General features: G+C 49.0%; 13 protein-coding genes. 3 read left to right on the top strand and 10 right to left on the bottom strand.

Annotation, left to right across the window (positions count from 1 at the left end; all coding sequences use genetic code 11):
* Position 1 precedes the first annotated feature (1 nt).
* The 10 genes from bioB to ACZ5PW_RS06880 all read right to left on the bottom strand — a co-directional run bounded on the left by bioB (position 2) and on the right by ACZ5PW_RS06880 (position 14,188).
* Positions 2 to 991 (bottom strand): biotin synthase BioB, encoded by a 990-nt coding sequence (gene bioB / locus ACZ5PW_RS06925; RefSeq protein WP_464559254.1) that lies wholly within the window; start codon positions 989 to 991, stop codon positions 2 to 4.
* A gap of 4 nt (positions 992 to 995) precedes the next feature.
* Positions 996 to 2,282, bottom strand: a complete 1,287-nt coding sequence (gene bioA / locus ACZ5PW_RS06920; RefSeq protein ID WP_464559252.1) for an adenosylmethionine--8-amino-7-oxononanoate transaminase — start codon at positions 2,280 to 2,282, stop codon at positions 996 to 998.
* A gap of 83 nt (positions 2,283 to 2,365) precedes the next feature.
* Positions 2,366 to 3,082: a dethiobiotin synthase gene (gene bioD / locus ACZ5PW_RS06915; RefSeq protein ID WP_464559250.1), complete on the bottom strand. Its 717-nt coding sequence runs from the start codon at positions 3,080 to 3,082 to the stop codon at positions 2,366 to 2,368.
* 1 nt (position 3,083) lies between these two features.
* A complete protein-coding gene (locus tag ACZ5PW_RS06910; protein ID WP_464559248.1) occupies positions 3,084 to 3,440 on the bottom strand; it encodes a hypothetical protein in 357 nt (118 codons plus the stop codon).
* Positions 3,440 to 5,092 (bottom strand): hydantoinase/oxoprolinase N-terminal domain-containing protein, encoded by a 1,653-nt coding sequence (locus ACZ5PW_RS06905; protein ID WP_464559246.1) that lies wholly within the window; start codon positions 5,090 to 5,092, stop codon positions 3,440 to 3,442. The genes ACZ5PW_RS06910 and ACZ5PW_RS06905 overlap by 1 nt, the downstream gene beginning before the upstream one ends.
* Before the next feature lie 105 nt (positions 5,093 to 5,197).
* Entirely contained in the window at positions 5,198 to 6,010 is an 813-nt protein-coding gene (gene amrB, locus ACZ5PW_RS06900) for an AmmeMemoRadiSam system protein B (RefSeq protein ID WP_464559244.1), read from the bottom strand.
* A 17-nt stretch (positions 6,011 to 6,027) separates the two neighbouring features.
* Positions 6,028 to 9,738: a tetratricopeptide repeat protein gene (locus ACZ5PW_RS06895; RefSeq protein WP_464559242.1), complete on the bottom strand. Its 3,711-nt coding sequence runs from the start codon at positions 9,736 to 9,738 to the stop codon at positions 6,028 to 6,030.
* 48 nt (positions 9,739 to 9,786) lie between these two features.
* Complete coding sequence (locus ACZ5PW_RS06890) at positions 9,787 to 10,803, bottom strand: sigma-54 interaction domain-containing protein (RefSeq protein WP_464559240.1); 1,017 nt, start codon at positions 10,801 to 10,803, stop codon at positions 9,787 to 9,789.
* A 205-nt stretch (positions 10,804 to 11,008) separates the two neighbouring features.
* Positions 11,009 to 12,418: a sugar porter family MFS transporter gene (locus ACZ5PW_RS06885; RefSeq protein WP_464559238.1), complete on the bottom strand. Its 1,410-nt coding sequence runs from the start codon at positions 12,416 to 12,418 to the stop codon at positions 11,009 to 11,011.
* Between the two features lie 363 nt (positions 12,419 to 12,781).
* Positions 12,782 to 14,188, bottom strand: coding sequence for an NAD(P)/FAD-dependent oxidoreductase (locus ACZ5PW_RS06880; protein ID WP_464559236.1), 1,407 nt, complete (start codon positions 14,186 to 14,188; stop codon positions 12,782 to 12,784).
* 244 nt (positions 14,189 to 14,432) lie between these two features.
* On the opposite strand from ACZ5PW_RS06880, the gene ACZ5PW_RS06875 reads away from it, so the two are divergent.
* From ACZ5PW_RS06875 to ACZ5PW_RS06865, 3 genes are all read left to right on the top strand, one after another.
* The gene (locus ACZ5PW_RS06875) at positions 14,433 to 14,864 is read left to right on the top strand and encodes an RrF2 family transcriptional regulator (protein WP_464559234.1); all 432 of its coding nucleotides are present in this window, start codon (positions 14,433 to 14,435) and stop codon (positions 14,862 to 14,864) included.
* Positions 14,865 to 15,156: 292 nt separating this feature from the next.
* Positions 15,157 to 15,609: a DUF1499 domain-containing protein gene (locus ACZ5PW_RS06870; protein ID WP_464559232.1), complete on the top strand. Its 453-nt coding sequence runs from the start codon at positions 15,157 to 15,159 to the stop codon at positions 15,607 to 15,609.
* 120 nt (positions 15,610 to 15,729) lie between these two features.
* The gene (locus tag ACZ5PW_RS06865; RefSeq protein WP_464559230.1) at positions 15,730 to 16,164 is read left to right on the top strand and encodes a rhodanese-like domain-containing protein; all 435 of its coding nucleotides are present in this window, start codon (positions 15,730 to 15,732) and stop codon (positions 16,162 to 16,164) included.
* Positions 16,165 to 16,338 lie beyond the last annotated feature (174 nt).

Here is a 16,338-nt window from a genome sequence, read left to right as displayed (position 1 = left end):
TTCACTCTGAGGATTTGGAACGGACTTCAAGCCCCAGATCCTCAAGCATGGTCAAATCATTTTCTATTCCCTGACCGGATACGGTCAAAAAATCGCCGACCATCAGTCCATTACACCCCGCATGGAATATAAACGACTGCAACGAACGCAGTGCCGCACGTCCGGCAGCCATGCGGACTTCCGCATGAGGATTGGTCAAACGGAACATTGCTATTGTCAGCAGGATTTCCAGCGGCTGCAAAGGCTCAACATTTTCAAGAGGCGTCCCGGGGATGGGAACCAGAAAGTTGAGAGGAATTGAATCAACCTCCTCGGCAGCAACAGCCATGGCAAGTTCGACCCTCTGTCCGTGACTTTCGCCAAGTCCGAGCAACCCCCCGCAACAGACTTCCAGTCCCGCTTTTTTTGCATCGCGAACTGTGCGGATGCGGTCAGCGTAACTGTGGGTGGTACAGACATTGGGGAAAAAACTTTCCGAAGCCTCAAGGTTATGATGATAGCGCACCACTCCGGATTCCCGGAGCTTCTTCAGAGACTCATAATCAAGACAGCCGAGGGAAGCGCAATGACAGAAGGACTTGTCCCGCATGCCGTCAACCGCCTCGCATACATGATCCAGAGATTTTTGCGGCAGAGCCCTTCCACTGGTCACATAACTGAAAAATTCAAGCGGAGATTTCCCGGCTTTGTCGGCACATTCCCGGATTTCATCAACCGGCATCAACGGATAGCTTGGAGCCGGGGTACCTGTAAAATGGCTGGATTGGGCACAAAACACGCAATCCTCGGAACAGTTTCCACTGCGGACATTGGCGATGGCGCAGAGGCTTACTTCTCTACCGAAGCGCCGTGAAGTGACGGTATGCGCCGCATGAAGGATTTCGGGCAATTCGCCGTGGGAGGCCCCTAGCACCGAAACAGCTGTGCGTTCATCTATCGCCGCTCCGGAAGTCGCGGCTTTCCAGAGTTTCTGCTTTTCACTTCTATCCATCAAACTATCCCTTATGCAGACTGACCACTTCATAAATTGCCGAGGTCAGGGTTTCAAGCTCCGATTGAGACATAACGTAAGGAGGCATAACATAAATAAGCTTACCAAAAGGCCGGACCCAAACGCCCCGCTTAACAAACTCGCGCTGGATGAATTCCATATCCACTGGACTTTTCAACTCCACAACACCGATTGCGCCCAGACAACGTACATCAGCAACAGATGAAAGCTGCTCACAAGGAGCAAGCCCCGAACGCAAAGATGAGGTAATGCCGTCCACCTTCTCTTTCCATCCAGATTCAACAAGCAGGTCCAGAGATGCATTTGCAACAGCGCAAGCCAACGGGTTCCCCATAAAGGTAGGCCCGTGCATGAAGACACCGCCTTTCGAAGAAATCCCCCTGGCAACTTCGCTTGTGGCAAGAGTTGCCGCCAGACTCATCATCCCGCCAGTTATGGCCTTGCCTACACACATTATATCAGGGCTTATCCCAGCTATCTCACTGGCAAACATAGCTCCTGCCCTGCCGAATCCAGTGGCTATTTCATCACAAATGAGCAGAACTCCATGCTCGTCACAGGCTTCACGAACCCGTTTCAGATATTCCGGCGGGTAAAAACGCATGCCGCCTGCCCCCTGAACAACAGGCTCCAGAATTACGGCAGCCAGTTCATGGGCATGCTTCTCTATTTTATTTTTGAAATCCGCGAAGTCCTCATCACTGCACCCACCATCAAACCTGCAGGGAGGAGCATCAGCAAAAACATGCTGCGGGAGCACGGATGTAAACATTGAGTGCATGCCGTTGACCGGATCGCACACAGCCATGCAGCCGATTGTATCGCCGTGATAGCCGTTGCGGATAGTCATCAACCTGTTTTTTTCGGGCTTTCCAGCGGCATACCAGTATTGGATAGCCATTTTGATAGCCACTTCAACAGAAACGGACCCAGAATCGGCAATAAAGACATGCTGCAGGGGGGCGGGAGATAATTCCACCAGCTTCTGCGCAAGCCGGATACCGGGTTCATGAGTGAGACCGCCGAACATGACATGCGGCATTTTTTCCGCTTGAACGCAAAGAGCCTCTCGCAGAACCCGATTATTATATCCGTGAATGGCGCACCACCAAGAAGCCATGCCATCAATCAGTTCACGGCCATCTTCCAGAATCAGCCTGACCCCCTCGGTCTGCTTCACAGGAAAAACCGTGAGCGGATTAACCGCGGAAGTATAAGGATGCCAGATGTGTTCACGATCAAACTGCAGCATGGAATCTGTAATGGGCATTCTTGCTCCTGTTATTTGATATTTGTGCCGGAGACTTAGGCAGAAGAGTTAAGTGAGACTATGGAAGATAAGCTCAGGACTTCCTAAACGAGAATTGTATCGGCATTCAAAGAAGAGAAAGATGAATCCACTTCTTCCCAGCATCTGGTATCATAACAGTTCCAATCCTTGATATGTGGGATAGAAACCAGCACGTTAATTCCCGAGAACTGCTCGATAGTGCGAATATTGTCTTCAGCCATGCCATATTCACAAGGGGCGGGACCGTTGGCGGAGGTCATGACAACACCGGTGATATCAAGCCCGGCATCAAGAAGAGCACCGATCGAAAGAAGAGTTTCGTTAATCGTCCCCAGCTTGTTTTCGGAAACCAGAACTACAGGGTAATCAAGTTCCTTCATGAGATCCAGCATGGTGGATTCTTCATTGATGGGAACCATTATCCCTCCGGCTCCTTCAACAAGCAGAATTCCTTCAGATTCAAGATATCGCACTTTTTTGGCGATCTGCCCGATATCCAAATCCTCTCCGGCCAGATTTGCTGCCAGATGTGGAGAGCATGCCGGTTCAAAGATAAAGGGACACTGATTTTCAGGTATCCACGTTGCCCCGGCAGCCCTGTATACTTCACCGTCCGGGGAATCCAGTCTGCCTTCAGCATTCAGGATACCGCCAGACTGAACAGGCTTTACCGGAAGCACACTGTGTCCTGCCTGCATCAGAAACCGTGCAAGTCCCGCAGTCACAACAGTTTTGCCTACATCTGTTCCTGTTCCGGTGATAAAAAGTCCGGCAGACATCCTACTCACTCTTGCGGGACTCAATCACTTCAAGAGGGTCCCTGTCACTTGTTTCAGCAAAAAAGAAATCCTTGTCGTACGGTCCGAAATGACCTTCGTCACCGACCAGTTTAAAAAAATCAATACGGGAATAACGGATGCAACGCTGATCACTGACCATATTGGTCAGGTAGTAGTTGAACTTATCCGTAGAGTGAGTGGACATAGTAAGATCAATAACCCTGTCTGCGAATTCGCACCAGGCGTGGCTTACCCACTTGCCGTCTTTAAAGATCCAACCATGCACCACTTCAGTTTCAGCATTTTCACTGGCCCCTTCAAGGCAGTATTCCCACGCGGACGGTTTGCGATCAAACATTACTGAGCCTCCCTTGTCATATTATCAAGAGCCATTTTCACAGCTCCAAGAGCATTTCCCACTTCATGATACTCCGGAAAAACAGCCTCAGTGTGCAGTCTATCTGCCACCTCGGGCAGAAGCTTTGCGGCAGCTGCTCCGATTCCCACTATGGGCAGGTTCAACGAAGGCTCAAAACTGACCAGAGGACTTGAAGATCTTCCGGCAATAATCCCGGCCATATTTCCGCCGATCTCCTTGCGAACAATATGCTCAAGCATAGCATTTTCGATTTTAAATCTGGTCTCTTCAAGCACCATCCGGGCAAAACCTTCAGCATCAAGGCCGAACACAGCCCCCAGGACTCCGGCAGCTTCAACAGACACGGAAGAATCTCCGATCTGAAGTTCACCAAGAACATGCAGTGCGTCAGTCGGAGTAAAACCGACTTCCTCAACGATCTGCTCCCTTACAAGTGAAGAGACAAGTCCGGTCAGCTTGATTTCTCCCACTCCTAGCCCTTCCATCATTCTGGTGAAGGTAGCAGGGCCGTTTTCTCTGAGAAATTCAATTGCAGCTTCGTCAACACTTTCAGCGGCAGGACCTACCTTGATCAGATGGGAATCATGTCCCTGCCCGATCCACCCTGCAGGAGCCGGAATCTCTCCGGCCATACAAAGAGGTACGACTCTGCCCGGACCGACTTCCAATTTCCCGGAACGGTTTATACGTGAAAAACTATCCCCGCCAACGCCGACGGTGAACATCTCAACAGCTTCAACGTGAGTTTCCCACTCGCCGATGATACTTCCGCTTTCCTGAATTGTCGGACGTGAATCGCGAATGAGAGTTACATCCGTTGTAGTTCCCCCCACATCAACAATCAGAGCGTCAGCGGCAGGGGAATAAATGCTTCCGTAGTAGGCAGTGGAAGCGGGACCGCTGGCAAAAGTATCAGCCGCCCGCTGCACGGCATTTTCCATGCTCATGGAAGTTGCATTACCTCGTATGACCACAACTGATTTTCCAAGCCCCCGTGCATCAAGGGCCTTGCCAACGCCCGCAAGGAATTCCTTCATAACAGGCATAAGGCGGGCATTGAGAACGGCGGTTGCCGCTCTTTCCTTCTGCCCGGCGCGGGTACTGATTGTATGGGAACAGAAAACAGGCTTGGGATCGGTAAGTGAAATAGCTTTTTCGGCAATGAGTTCGTGTGCAGGATTCTTGAAACTCATGGCGGCGCAGACAGCATAAGCATCAACATGTCCGCGCATATCCTGCAGTCCGTCAACAAGGGATTCTATGTCCAGAGGATCTTCTTCGGCCCCTGTGATTTTGTGCCCGCCTTCCACAAAACGCATCGTCACAACCGGAAGCTTGAGAGCCTTGGTCGGGCCGATCATAAAAAGCCCTACACGCGCACCTTTATTCTCTACCACCGCATTGGTTGCAAGTGTCGTGGAGACAGAAACAAGCCTGACATCATCCGGATTGATCCCGCTCCGGCTCATTGCCTTATCAAGTGACGAAGACAGTCCGATGCTCAGGTCATGATGGGTAGTGGGAGATTTGGCCGTGGCGACCACACTCATATCAGCGCAGTCAAGGAGAACAGTATCAGTGTATGTGCCGCCGGTATCAATACCGATGGCATAACCGCTGGAAAAACTCATAACAGATATATCCTTCACCCTGTGCGGGCATTATCGTTCTATTTCGTTTCGTTTTTTGTCGAACCGATCAGTACAGATAATGCCGCTTTGGATGATTGGCAAGTGCTATGAAATAATTACTCCCGCGTAAGCGACCACACTTTCATAGTCTCCGGTAACCTGTCCGGAATTAGTGTAATCAACCAGCCTGCCCGACGAGGCCCCGAGTTTAAGTGCCGCGAACATACCCATTGTCATAGGCAGAACACCGCACATGCTGATTTGGTTGGATGATACAATGGAATATAAATCTTTGGGATCCAGACGGATAATGGCCTCAAGCGCCATCGAATCCATCTTCTTGGCTTTGGCGGCGGTAATGAAATGGCTCATGTCCGAGCTGACCACTATTGAAACAGGCTCATCGCTCGCTGAGATAATGTCCGCTAAAGCATCCCCGGCCTTGTGCAGTGCCGTAGGAGATGACTCTGAAACACAGACAGGAACTATGGTTGTTTCAGGATTTATGTGATGCAGAAAAGGGATAATAACTTCAAGCGAATGTTCTCTGGAGTGTGCCGCCTGATTTTCAACAAACCCGGCTCCGCTTTCAATTATTTTACGGGCCAGTCTTTCATTGACCTCAAGCTTCCCTCCGGGAAACTCCCATGCCCCGGAAGCCCAGACAGACATAGGCGCGCCAAGCCCGGTATGATTCGGCCCCAGCAGTATTACATTGGGAGCGGGATTAGCCTGAGCAAGTGTTTTGCCGCAGGGAGAACCGGAAAACATATATCCGGCATGAGGAAGCATCACCAGTCTGTCATATGGTTTTTTAGACTTATCGGCAACTTTACCCACATACTGTTCCAGTTCACTTCTCAACTGCCGGGGATTATCAGTATAAAACTTACCGTCCACTACGGGCTGTCTATTCATAATTACCTGCCTGCAAATTATTGGAAAACCGGATCGGGCTTGAATTTGGAAGCTTCCTGCTCGATCTTGTGAGTTTCAAGTGCCGAGGTCGCCAGCCGACCGTATAGATCATCCGGACTTTTTTCTGCCACTTCTTCCATGAGCTTTTTCCATTCAGCCATAGCGCCAGCCTTTTCATAAAGCTGGGCCAGCCTGAATCTGGATGAGGCCCACTCCGGATCGGAAAGAGGAATGTACTTGTCGTATTCTGCCGCCCATTTAAGAGCTTCCCGATAACGTCCGGAACTTTCTGCAGCAAAAATAGTCATCAGAATACAATCTTTTATCTTTTCCCGATCTCCGCCTGTTTCAAGAAGCATGGTCAATGCCTCCTGAGCGTAGACGAAAACCTTTTTCAGATCCTTTTTTTTCATGGATGACTTTGCCATATAATACATGGCGTAAGCCCTTGAAGATTCCGGCAGAAGCAGATTTGAAGCCAGTCCGGCCCAAAGGGGGGTACTCCTTTCCGTTTCGCCCAAATTCTCAAAAGCCATGGCCTGAGCATATTCTATATGAACCTGCTGTTTGGGATCAAGTTCCCAGCTGTCCTTTGCCAGATTCACAAGATTGGTGACTTTACTCCAGGCCTGTTCTTCCACATATATTCCAAGAGCCATATCCAGCGCCATTTTGGAATACTTTGGAACCTGCTTTTCCTGCAGATAGCGGTCAATCAGATCAAGTGCACGCTGCGGCTGTTCCTTTTTCCAGAAACTTAGTGCTACGCCCAGTCTGGTTTCATCATTGACATCATTGCCTTCATTATTTTTCTTGGCGTACTTGTTCCAGTAACCGATAACCCGGCCATAGTTTTCATCCTTGACCAGCTCAGGAACGGCCTTGTCAAAGACCCTTGTACCGAGCTGACTGGCTTTTTCGCGCAAAGCGCTTCGCGGATATTTGTCCAGAAAATCCTGCACAGCTCCGAGGCACTCACCGTACTTTTTATTCCAGTAATACCACATACCCAGTTTCAGCTGTGCCAGAGGAGCCAATGGGCTGTCGGGGTGTTTTTCAATTATGCGGTTATAAATTTTCTGGGGACGCAGGTTATACGGACGGTCAAAGACCTTGTCCATTTCGCCCATACTGGGATCATCATAGATCCCCTCTTCAGCCAGTCGCATCATGGCGACCAGTCCGCCCTCTCTTTCCGGAAATTCCTTGGCGGCCTTCTCGTAGATTTCCTTGGCTGCAGTCTTGTCTCCCTGCTTGAGATAGATATCCCCTATGCGGGCAAGCACGATGTCTGATTCTTTGGCTTCCGGGGCAAGGTTGTAGTACGCCCAGTAATTTCCCTTGGCATCATTGAGCTTGCCCAACCGATTCTGAGTGTTTGCCGCCATTAGCAGGAATTCGAGATCCTCAATATAAAAACGGGGCCAGCGTTTATCAATGTAGTCTACAATCTGATAGGCCTGCTCGTTGTATCCGAGCTTATCCAGAGATTTGGCAAGCCCGAGAGCTGCATCACGCACAATCTTGCTGTCAGGAAACATCTGGACCAGATACTGAAACTGGTCAGCAGCTTTTTCATATTCCTCACGGGCGAGATAATATTCACCCCAGTAGTAGCTGATATAAGGGATGTTGGGGTCATTGGGATACTGGGTTTTCAGCAGATTGAAATATGCTTTGGCTTCGGGCATGTTTCCGACTTTAAGATTGATCAGACCAAGATTCAGCAATGCCATGGGGACATTAGGAGACTTGGTGTCCGCATTCATGGCTTCCATCCACGAACTTGACACCTCACCGAAATTATCAGCAAGGCTGCCTCTGTGAAACTCTGTGAGAGCCTCCGCCTTACCGTACAATGCCCGTAAACGCATCTCAGTGGGAACGTAGGGCATGAGGGAAACTTCCTTAAAACCGTTAACCGCAGTTTCAAGTTCCCCTTCATCCAACGCACCTTCGGCTGCCAAAAGCACTCCCTTGGCAATTTTCAATTTTTCTTCCAGTGTCGGCGCTTTCTGACCTTCCTCTGATTCAGCCTGCTCTATCTCAGTGAGTTGGCCTGTCTGTTCTACCGGATATGCGTCTGAAGCATTATAAAAATCATCAAAAGTTCCATTTTCTCCCAGCCCTTCATAAAGATCTTCAGCCTCTCCTTCTCCCAAAACAGGCAGCTCATCAGCCTCAATGCTGCCTTCTGAAAGTGGTGGAGTAATCTGGCCCGACACTCCCGCATCAGGCGGGGAAACATTTCCTGCGGCCTGCCCCTGAACAGGGGCGGAAACTCTGCCCGAAGCCTGCCCTGCGGGCGGCTCAACACTTCCGGAAGCCTGTGGTATGGAAGCGCCCCCCCTTCCGCCTGCTTTTACAGGAGCATCGGATTGGGTTGTACCGCCCCCCCCGGTCACCTGCGCTGTCTGTAGGGGCTGCTCAACTTGTGGTTCAGGTTCGGTATATGGAACTGTATCGGGGACGTACACCCCCTCAAAATCAGGAGCCGGAGGCGGAGCAACCTGTCCCACAGCTCCCCCCTCAGCAATCCTCGGAGACATTATTTTCCCATCGGGAAGCCTTTCGGAAACTGTAGCAGGCTCTTCAATCTGTCTGACAACATTGTTCTCAGCTGCAACAGGTTGAACAGTCGGCATCTCCGCTTCATCCAATGGAATTTCCTCGGAAAAAGCATTTTCTCCAACAATTTCATCCCTGGCTTCTATTTCTAAATCCTGAACAAAATCTTCTGCTTGCGGGACTTGAACTTCGCCAGTTGCCTGTCCTGAAACTTCTCCTGCCGCTGTTCCACCAATAGTTCCCCCGGCAGCCCCCCCGGTAACACCTTCATCAGGCGGAGCAACATTCCCTGACGCACCCGGTTCAGGAGCAACCTCACCGCTGACTTCAGGGTCCGGCGGAACAACTTCACCGCCTCCCATATTTCCCCCCGCTCTTGCAGGCGGAGATGAAGTATCAACTGTCCTTGCTTCAGCAGGGCCGACTTTAGCCACAGGGGCTCTATAGGTGTATGGAACGGAATAAAAAGGACGCCTGTTTACAGGAGGAACCTGCTCTACGGTCCCGTCATCTTCTGCCGCCTGCAATTCTTCTTTGAGAACAGGAGACTCTTCCTCAGGCGGCAGGTCCACTTCGGAGATTACAGGTGGTTTGGGGCTTGCCGTACTTTCAGACTTTTTTTTCGCTGCTGCAACTTTTTTGTCGGCTGCCTTGCGGGCCGCAGCTTTCTTTGCTGCCTCTCTCTTACGGGCAGCCTCCTGACGTGCTTTTTCAGCTCTTGCCTTCTCCTGCGGAGAACGCCATTTGGAACCTATGGGGTCCCGGAAAAACTGAAGAAGCATCTCCCCGTTACCCGCAGGAATACGAATGAATCCGAATCCGGTAATACGGGTTCCGATTGTAATGGAGCTTGCTCCCACGTTTATGGAGTCTACAATTCGAAGCCCTCCAAGCTGGAGGGGGGTGGGCGGCTTTTCAGCCTTAAGTGCATTTTGCGGAAAAGTGATAGTAACCTGTTTGCGGCCGGTTCTTCGAACGTTCCCGGAAAGATTATTCTGATCAAAGGCAAAACGGATAGTATCCATGTCTGCCCGGGTATCTATATAATACTCCATGGCAAGACCAGGATATGGGCAGGCGAGCCAAATAAAGGCCGCCAGAAAGAGCGTCCGGAAGACTCCGGTAAGTCGGCTGATCGTCACAACCAGGTATCTCTGCAATATTCCTGCCTACCCCGCATATCCACCACAGAAAAAATTAAAAATAATCTATACTTCCAGTTTTCTTTTCTTGATCTTCTCAATGAGCGTGGTTCTTTTGACACCCAGCATTTCGGCTGCCTTATTCTTAACGCCACCGGATTTTTCCAAAGCCTCGAGCAGGATTCTATCCTCTATTTTTTCAAGAAAATCCTTTAAACCGTCCGCGCCCTGCTCTGCCATATCGGAGAGAGTCGGCCAGTTAAAACCTGCGGGCTGCATAAGCTCCACGACTTTCTTCTTAGGCTCCTTGCCCACATCCTTCCATATTTTTTCAGGCAGGTCATCGGGCACAATTTCATCTTCATCGCAGAGAATACACATGCGCTCCATGAAATTTTCAAGCTCACGGACATTACCCGGCCATGTATAGGAAACCAGCATATCTGCGGCGTCGTCCCTTATTTTCAAAGGCTCCATTTCCTTATCTTCGCAGAAACGACCGAGAAAATGTCTGGCAAGAAGAAGCACATCCCCACCACGTTCCCTCAAAGGGGGAAGGTGCATGGGGATGACATTCAGGCGATAAAAAAGGTCTTCGCGAAAACGGCCCGCCGCAACCTCAGTTTCAAGGTCCCGGTTGGTCGCAGCAACAATTCTCACATCAACTTTTTTGATGGATGTGCCGCCGACACGCTCAATTTCCTTTTCCTGAAGAACCCTGAGAATCTTGACCTGAAGGCTCAGGTCCATCTCGCCTATTTCGTCAAGAAAAATGGTTCCGCCATCCGCGAGCTCAAATCGTCCGGGCCGGGACCGTACAGCATGGGTAAAGGCCCCCTTCTCATGACCGAAAAGTTCGGACTCAAGCAGTTCTTTAGGTATTGCTCCGCAGTTTACCGGAACAAAAGGGTTATCTTTGCGCTTGCTGTTGCGGTGCAAAGCTCGCACAAGCAGTTCTTTACCTGTGCCGGATTCCCCGGTTACCAGCACTGTACTGTCTGTAGGCGCCACCTTTGCGAGGACCGTAAAGACCTCCTTAAGCGCGGGACTGTTTCCAATAATTCCACTGAGATTAAGAGCCATCCGGCCTCCAAAAATTTATCCGGGGAACGGGTAAACCCGCTGTTCCTCCTGATCTAAGGGACCTGCATCATATAATAATGCGGAACCCTACACATTCACTGTCAATGAAATGACACAAAGTCAATACAGAAGTTCTTTTTTCCTGCAAAATATAACGAAAAAAACTGCAAGTATGCTTTTATGGAACAATCTGGACACAAATGGACTAATCCATATCTTCAAGCTCCCGACCCTTGGTCTCTTTCACCAGAAACATTACGAATAAAAATGAAACACCCGCAAAGAATGCATAAATGGAATAAGTGGCTCCAAGCCCGATCATGCTGACCAGCGAAGGAAAGGAGGCTGACACTATAAAGTTAGCCACCCACTGTGCCCCCGCCCCCAGAGAAAGTGCGGCGGCCCGGATACGGTTGTTGAACATTTCCCCCAGAAGGACCCAGACCACGGGCCCCCATGAAAAACCGAAACAGAATACATAAATATTAGCCGCCAGCAGCGCTGTGGTTGCCGGACCGTAACTCAAAGATGGATTACCGGATGAATCAAGAGGAGCAGTCCCGAAAAGATAGGCCAGTATAGCGAGTGTAACAAACATCCCTGCAGAACCGACAAGCAGCAGAGGTTTACGGCCAACTTTATCAATAAATACGATGGCTATCAGTGTGGTGACGATATTAACCAATCCGGTTACCACCGTGATCCACAGTGAAGACTCCTCAGAAAAGCCGACACTGCGCCAGAGCATGCTCCCATAATAAAAAATAACGTTTATCCCAACAAACTGCTGAAGCACCGAAAGCCCCAGTCCCAACCAGACCACAGGATGCAGACCTCCATCACAACGGAGTGCCGCAAATGACGGAGTACAGTCTATTTTAAGGCTGTTCCTGATTTCCTCCACTTTTTCCCGGGTTTTAGCACCGATAACTTTGACCAGTACAGCCTCAGCTTCTTTTTCCCTTCTGGAAGCAATAAGATATCGCGGGGATTCGGGAATCATGAGAGCGGCTACACCGTAAAAAACAGCAGGAGGAACTTCGGCCCAGAACATCCAGCGCCAAGTTTCAAAACCCAGCCAGAGGATATTGTCAGCCGAGCCGCCGGCCATCCCCACAAGAAGATAGTTACTGAGCATGGCCACAAAAATACCGGTGACAATTGCCAGTTGCTGAAGTGAACCGAACCTGCCCCGAAGCTCCGCGGGAGATATCTCGGCAATATATGCAGGTGTAATGGCACTCGCCAGTCCTATCCCCACCCCACCGAGAAATCTCCAGAAAATGAAGTCCCATACAGTTATGGGCAAGCCTGCACCTATACCGCTTGCAGTAAAAAGTAAGGATGCCAGCAGCATCGGCCGGATCCGGCCGAAACGGTCCGAGACGTAACCGGAAAGAAGAGCACCGAAAGCCGAACCGATCAAAGCAAGAGAAACAGACATGCCGACCAGAACCGGCCCCACTTTGAAATGATCCCCAAGGGCAACGACCGCACCGTTGATTACTGCGGTATCAAAGCCGAACAGGAAGCCCCCGAGCGCGGCAGCCGCGGAAATGAGCAAGACAAAAACCACACTGGCGGACTTTTTATCAGCAGCAGGAACAACCGGCATGAGCATCCCCTAAATTTTGAACAGTGACTTTGGCTAGAATGGCTATAACATAACAGTAACATCAATTAACACAACAAATTATTCCTTGTCATTACAACCGCAAGGGACAAAGATAGATAATAGGGGATTATAGTTTTATTAGCTGCACAGCCAGTTCAATTCTCCGTTTTGCACTGGACTGGCTTTTAAAGCCACTCAATCAATCTTCCATGCGCTTCGTGCCCAAAGTCTGAAAAGAGTATTGTACTACAATCTTTCTCCGGCAGCTAAGTTGATGAGGCAAAGAAAAAGCCGTAATATCTTTAAGACATTACGGCTTCTTATAGACTAAAAACGAAAAAAAGTTTCTTTTTAAATTCCGGATTATTTTTTTGCGCGCTTAGCAATCTCTTTAGCGGGGATTATTCCGGTCGCGGAAGCTGAAACAATGTTTCCGGCAACACCGGGACCGTCTCCGGCAACAAAAAGTCCCTCAAGAGCTGTTTCAAGCACATTGGAAGTCTCAACCTGAGTGGAGAAGAACTTAATCTCCGGAGCGTAGAGGAGGGTTTCCTCGTTCGCAACACCGGGAACAACTTCATTTAGTTTTTCAAGACCTTCAATGAGGTTTCTAACAATACGCTCGGGCAGTGCCATAGCGATGTCACCGCAGGTGACGTTTTTCATGGTAGGCTCGACAAAGCTGTTGCGCACCCGGTTCCATGTGGAACGACGCCCACGCTTGAGGTCGCCGAAACGCTGCAGGATAGGCTTGCCGCCACCGATGATTGTCGCCAGCTTGCCAATGGATTCACCGTATGCCTGGTTATCAGTCACCGGCTCTTCAAGCACAACCTTGGACAAAAAGGCGAAGTTTGTGTTCTCGGATTTCTTGTCCATATAAGCATGACCGTTTACACAAACGAAATCCTGATAGTTTTCAAGTGCGACAAATCCGCCCTGGTTTGTACAGAAGGTACGGACCTGATCGTCATAGGTATTAGTGCGGATGAAGAAAGTCGGATCATAAATCACGCTGCAAAGATCCCGCATGATATCGCCGTGAACTTCAACACGTACACCGACTTCAATACCGCGCTGGGTGATTGCAAGATCGTGTCTCTTCGCCACGGATCCCATCCATTCGGAACCGACCCGGCCGGGAGCAAGAATCACGTTCTTTGCGCGGTATTCATTCTTTTTGGTTACAACACCGGCAAGTTCACCGTTTTCAATAAGGATATCCTCCACAGCCTCACCGGTCTGGAACACGACACCCTTCTGCTCACAGTATTCAGCCATGCCTGCAATGTGTCCAGGAAGGTTGTCACTGCCCAGATGCTTCTGCTTGATAAGCAGCAGGTCGATGCCGTTCTTGAGCGCATCCTTACGTATATTTTTAGCTGTTTCCATATCGGTCGGAAAAACCTTCCCGTCCATATTGAAACGATTGAAAATTTCTTCAGTTTCATCAATGAGCTTCTTAGCTTCGGAAACCGGCATAAACTGAGTCAGGTCAGTCTTTCCCAGTTTATGGATATAGTTGAGCTTACCATCGGAAAAAAGGCCAGCTCCGCCGACACCGGACAGGATATTGCAAGGTTTGCACTTAATGCATTCCTGGTCCCCGGTAATGGGGCAATGCCTTTTGAGAGAAGACTTTCCCTTCTCAATGACCAGCACATCAAGATCAGTGTTTTCACCTAGATAGTATGCGGCGAAAAGTCCTGCGGGGCCACCGCCGACAATAATTACATCAAACTCTTTCTTCCCGTTGTTTTTCGGGCTCATAATTTTCTCCAGATTGGTCTTTTTATCTGCACTTTTAAAATCCACGCAGACATGCCAATATACGCTTTTATCGAATGATTATCAAAAACACAAGCTTTTGATGAAAAATTATTTCAAAAGTAAAATATATAATTTACAATATGTTAACCTAGAGCAATCAAAGAATCGACGGCCCCAAAGCCTGATTTACTTGACCCCGGGAAATTACTTCTCTAATTAGGTATGAAAATAAAAAGGAAGATACATGAGACTTACTACACGAAGCAGATACGGAACCAGAATGATGCTGGACATTGCCATGCACTGCAGAACCGGCCCCGTTCGCATCAGCGATATCGCCAGCCGTCAAGGACTCTCTACCAAGTATCTTGAAAAGCTGATCCGCGAACTCAAACGAGCAGGATTCATTTCCAGCAAAAGAGGCCCCGGTGGCGGACATACGCTGGCAATGGACCCCGAAAACATTTCAGTTGGTGATGTTGTCAGAAGCCTCGAAGGTGAAGCCGGACTGGTTGAATGTCTGGACAATGACGATCTTTGCCACAGAATAGACAACTGCCCCACTCGCGAGGTCTGGGTCAAAGCAAGCAAAGCCATGTATGCGGCACTTGACGAAATAAGTATTTCAGACCTCCTCAAAGAAGGGTCCTTCTGTATCAAGACCAACCCGTTCTGACTTTTTTACCTTTCATACCCACAGCCCCGTCCTAAATCTGGTCGGGGCTGCTTTATTTCATCATTTCAAGACCTTTTCATTTTTTTCCATTCCCTGCCTGCAGCACAAGTTTAAGCAACGTACATAGAGATGACGCTTCGGGGCTATCCGTTAAAACATGGCGCCAATTATTACGAACACATTTTTCCACAACTTGTTCAAAATTACCCCAACCGCCTTTAAATATAAGAACACTTGAACAATATAAATTTAAGTGTTGCCCAAAAACACGGTAACAGCATATCCTGCACCCATGACTTATAAAATAATATTTTTTATCATCGCGGCGGGCATAGCATGTATCTTCTGGCTTTCCCTGACATCCGGGATTCCGGGTAATCTCGGAGTGCGGGATGGCAAACTCAGTCCATGCCCGGATTCTCCCAACTGTGTCTCCTCGCAAGCCACAGAGAGCAGTCACAGGGTAAGTGCGATTAAAGCCACAGGAGACACCGAATCGGTCATGGCTGCAATCCGCACAGCAATTACGGAAATGGGAGGAGAGGTTACCAAATCTGAAGGACCTTACCTGCATGCGGTTTTCCGCAGCAAAATCTTCCGTTTTCCCGATGATCTGGAGTGCTATTACCTGAAAGAAAAGGGGCTGATCGAAGTACGCTCCGCCGCACGGATTGGCTATTCGGATTTTTCAGTCAACCGTAAGAGAATTGAAAAACTGAGAACTGTTCTGCAGGCTAAATTTTAGAAATGTTTGATCTGAATACCTGATAACTCCAACCAAAACCGATCATATATTAGTATTCGACCCAAAATACATCCTGAGGGTATGAAATTAACAAACACTCAACCCTATCAGGAGATAACAATGAAATTTTCCAGAAAAACACTGACATCTGCAATTGCCGTAATTATGCTGCTCGTGCTTTCAAGTGCTGCATACGCCATGAAAGCCGAGTACAACTACATGAGTGCCGCCTCTCTGAACAATGCAGTGCAGAATGGTGCTGATATTGCAATCGTTGATATTCAAGTGGCAGATGAATTCGCGGCCCATCACATCAAAGGTGCAATAAAAACATGCGCCTACCCTGTTAAATCTGCCGAGGACAAGGCAAAACTGGCTGACTCCATCGCCAAACTCAAAAACACTAAACAGGATATCGTTGTTATCTGCCCCAGAGGTAAAGGCGGAGCGGAAAGAACAATCAAACACCTCGCGGAACAGGGAATCGCTCCCTACAGACTTTTCATCCTGACAGAAGGTCAGGCTGGCTGGCCTTTTTCTGTTGAGAAAAACTAAGTATTATATCTTTTGGATATCCCCAGATTGTGTGGTGAAATATTTTTCATGTTGACGCGGTCTGAGACTGCTATTCAAATATTTTCCATACGTTAAAAAAAGCAAACAGAGCCTTGAAAATCTGATCTTCAAGGCTCTGTTTGCTTATAATTTAATTAAAAGATGTCGCCGCAA

This window comes from Maridesulfovibrio salinus (assembly GCF_055394525.1).
Note: the sequence above shows the minus strand (reverse complement) of the source record. Positions and strands in the feature narration are given on the sequence as shown.

Coding starts and splice junctions, on each gene's coding strand:
- bioB (WP_464559254.1), bottom strand. CDS start 991: ATGGATAGAAGTGAAAAGCAGAAACTCTGGAAAGCCGCGACTTCCGGA.
- bioA (WP_464559252.1), bottom strand. CDS start 2,282: ATGCCCATTACAGATTCCATGCTGCAGTTTGATCGTGAACACATCTGG.
- bioD (WP_464559250.1), bottom strand. CDS start 3,082: ATGTCTGCCGGACTTTTTATCACCGGAACAGGAACAGATGTAGGCAAA.
- ACZ5PW_RS06910 (WP_464559248.1), bottom strand. CDS start 3,440: ATGTTTGATCGCAAACCGTCCGCGTGGGAATACTGCCTTGAAGGGGCC.
- ACZ5PW_RS06905 (WP_464559246.1), bottom strand. CDS start 5,092: ATGAGTTTTTCCAGCGGTTATGCCATCGGTATTGATACCGGCGGCACA.
- amrB (WP_464559244.1), bottom strand. CDS start 6,010: ATGAATAGACAGCCCGTAGTGGACGGTAAGTTTTATACTGATAATCCC.
- ACZ5PW_RS06890 (WP_464559240.1), bottom strand. CDS start 10,803: ATGGCTCTTAATCTCAGTGGAATTATTGGAAACAGTCCCGCGCTTAAG.
- ACZ5PW_RS06885 (WP_464559238.1), bottom strand. CDS start 12,418: ATGCCGGTTGTTCCTGCTGCTGATAAAAAGTCCGCCAGTGTGGTTTTT.
- ACZ5PW_RS06880 (WP_464559236.1), bottom strand. CDS start 14,188: ATGAGCCCGAAAAACAACGGGAAGAAAGAGTTTGATGTAATTATTGTC.
- ACZ5PW_RS06875 (WP_464559234.1), top strand. CDS start 14,433: ATGAGACTTACTACACGAAGCAGATACGGAACCAGAATGATGCTGGAC.
- ACZ5PW_RS06870 (WP_464559232.1), top strand. CDS start 15,157: ATGACTTATAAAATAATATTTTTTATCATCGCGGCGGGCATAGCATGT.
- ACZ5PW_RS06865 (WP_464559230.1), top strand. CDS start 15,730: ATGAAATTTTCCAGAAAAACACTGACATCTGCAATTGCCGTAATTATG.